The sequence below is a fragment of the Stenotrophomonas pictorum JCM 9942 genome, assembly GCF_001310775.1.
GTDB lineage: Bacteria > Pseudomonadota > Gammaproteobacteria > Xanthomonadales > Xanthomonadaceae > Stenotrophomonas > Stenotrophomonas pictorum.
This window is the reverse complement of sequence record NZ_BAZI01000401.1, coordinates 1-2,301: the sequence shown is the minus strand read 5'-3', so window position 1 is coordinate 2,301 and position 2,301 is coordinate 1. Positions and strand designations below refer to the sequence as shown.

Sequence of the window (2,301 nt, the reverse complement as noted above, 5' to 3'; positions counted from 1 at the left end):
CGCGACGGCGGTCTGCGGGATCTGAGCTCGCCGCAGGGCTGAAGGCGGCGCGCGAAAAACTCGAGCAGGCGCTGCGCATCGCGCCGCCGGGGGATCCGACCGTGGCGATATTGCGGCAGCGGATCGATCTGGTCGCGCACTACGGCAGTTTCCGTCCCGGGCAGGTGTTTTCCGATGCCTTGCAGGGAGGCGGACGCGGGCCGCAGATGATCGTGGTTCCGCATGGGGGCTTCCAGATGGGCGCGGGCGATGCCGAACCGGGCGCCAGCGATGCCGAACGTCCGCAGCATTACGTGCGCTTTGATCGCGGCTTTGCCCTGTCGATCACCGAAGTGACCGTGGCCGAATTCGGCCGCTTCGTCGAGGCGGCCAAGGCGCGCCCGCGGGCCACCCGGCGCGGCCATTCGGTGGTCTATGACGAGCGCAGCGGCAATTTTGTCCGACGCAGTGGCGTGGACTGGCGTTCGGACTACAACGGTGCGCCGGCCAAGCCTGGCAACCCGGTGATGCATGTCAGCGTGCGCGACGCCGAGGCTTACGCCGCGTGGCTGTCCGAACAGACCGGGCGCTATTACCGCTTGCCCAGTGAGGCCGAATTCGAGTATGCGCTGCGGGCCGGAACCAGCGGCCGTTACCCGTGGGGTAATGCCGGGGTGCCGCCGCCGTTGTCGGGCAACTTCACCGGCAGCGAGGATGTTTCGCCCAGCGGACGCCACTGGAACAACGCCTTCGTCGGCTATGGCGACGGTTTCTGGGGGGCGGCGCCGACAGCCAGCTTCCAGCCCAATGGCTGGGGATTGCACGACATGGCCGGAAATCTCAGTGAATGGGTGGCCGACTGCTGGCACGCCAGCTACCGCCGTGCGCCAGCCGACGGTGCGGCCTGGTACAACCCCGCTGCCGGCAAAGGGTGATCCGCGGTGGCAACTGGGCCAATGCGCCGGAACAGACGCGGGCGGCATGGCGGCAGTCGCAGGATTCGGATGTGACCTCGGCCCGGATCGGCTTCCGGCTGGTGCGCGGCATTTGACGTGGCCGGTGCGGTGGGGCGGGTTACCATCGGCCCCGACCAACCGCTCCTCACGGGAACTTCCACATGCGACAGGATCCTTTCGGCAGTCAGGGCAACCGCCGGCAGCGCCGCGGTGGCGGGCTGTTCGGCAATATCCGCTGGGTGGTGCTGCTGGGTTTTGCCATCTATGGCGGCTGCTATTACCTGGGCAACCGCTCGGTTGATCCGTACACCGGCGAGAAGGTACTGATCGACAGCACGCTCGATGCCTGCCAGGAAAAGGCGCTGGGCCTGCAGGCCTACCAGGAGATCCTGTCGCAGGAGCGGCCGGTCGATCCGAACGCGCAGATCTCCCAGCAGGTGCGGGAAATCGCCCGGCGCCTGATCGCCAAGGTGGATGTGGTGGAAACCGCGCTGGCGCAGGAGCACGGCCTGCAGCCGCAGCACTTCGCGCGCGATTTCGACTGGGAAGTGAACGTGCTGCAGTCCGACCAGGCCAATGCGTTCTGCCTGCCGGGTGGCAAGATGGCCGTATATACGGGGCTGATTCCGGTGGCGCAGAACAGCGACGCGCTGGCGGTGGTGATGGGCCACGAGATCGCCCACGCGCTGCTGCGCCACGGTGCCCAGCGGATGGCCCAGCAGAAGCTGACCCAGATCGGCCAGATGGCCGGTGCGGCCAGCGGCATGGACGCGCAACAGCAGCAGATGATGATGTCGGCGATGGGCTACGGCTATCTGCTGCCGTACGCGCGTTCGCATGAAACCCAGGCCGATGAGGTCGGGCTGATGCTGGCGGCGGCGGCCTGCTTCAACCCCGAAGAGGCGGTGCCGTTGTGGGAGCGCATGGGCCAGGCCAGTGGCGGGCAGGCACCGCCGGAATTCTCCTCCACCCACCCCAATCCCGGCACCCGTATCCAGAACCTGGGTGCGCTGATGCCCAAGGCGATGGCCTATCGCCAGCAGTTCTGCAGCGAAGAGCGCGCGGTGCGGCAGTAAGTCCGGTTCGCCGCCGCGCAATGCAGAACGCCGGGCTGCAATGCCGGCGTTCCGTGTTTCGGCACCGCGCGGCGGGCTCAGTGGTTGCTGTTGCCGGATTCCACGCGCAAAGGCACGTGGCCGTCGGCCAGGCGGGCCTGCACACGGTCCCCGGGCTGGAGCTGATCGACACTGCGCACCAGTGCGCCATCGTCGCTGCGGGTGAGGATCGAATAGCCCCGGGCCACGGTGGCCAGTGGGCTGACCCGCCTCCAGTGAGCGGGCGATGCCGCGCAGACGCAGCGCATCAC

The 2,301-nt window shown here is 67.8% G+C and carries 1 protein-coding gene and 2 pseudogenes; 2 read left to right on the top strand and 1 reads right to left on the bottom strand.

Going from position 1 to position 2,301, the window contains the following annotated elements; genetic code table 11:
- Both JCM9942_RS14285 and JCM9942_RS14280 read left to right on the top strand, forming a co-directional pair.
- A pseudogene (locus JCM9942_RS14285) lies at positions 1–1,030 on the top strand (formylglycine-generating enzyme family protein); the annotation flags it as partial.
- A gap of 66 nt (positions 1,031–1,096) precedes the next feature.
- Entirely contained in the window at positions 1,097–2,011 is a 915-nt protein-coding gene (locus tag JCM9942_RS14280; protein ID WP_054660505.1) for a M48 family metallopeptidase, read from the top strand.
- Between the two features lie 77 nt (positions 2,012–2,088).
- On the opposite strand, the pseudogene JCM9942_RS14275 reads toward JCM9942_RS14280, so the two are convergent.
- Positions 2,089–2,301: pseudogene (locus JCM9942_RS14275) on the bottom strand (exodeoxyribonuclease VII large subunit); the annotation flags it as partial.

Excerpts from the sequence above, each read along its gene's own strand:
- JCM9942_RS14280 (WP_054660505.1), top strand. The coding sequence starts at position 1,097 with ATGCGACAGGATCCTTTCGGCAGTCAGGGCAACCGCCGGCAGCGCCGC.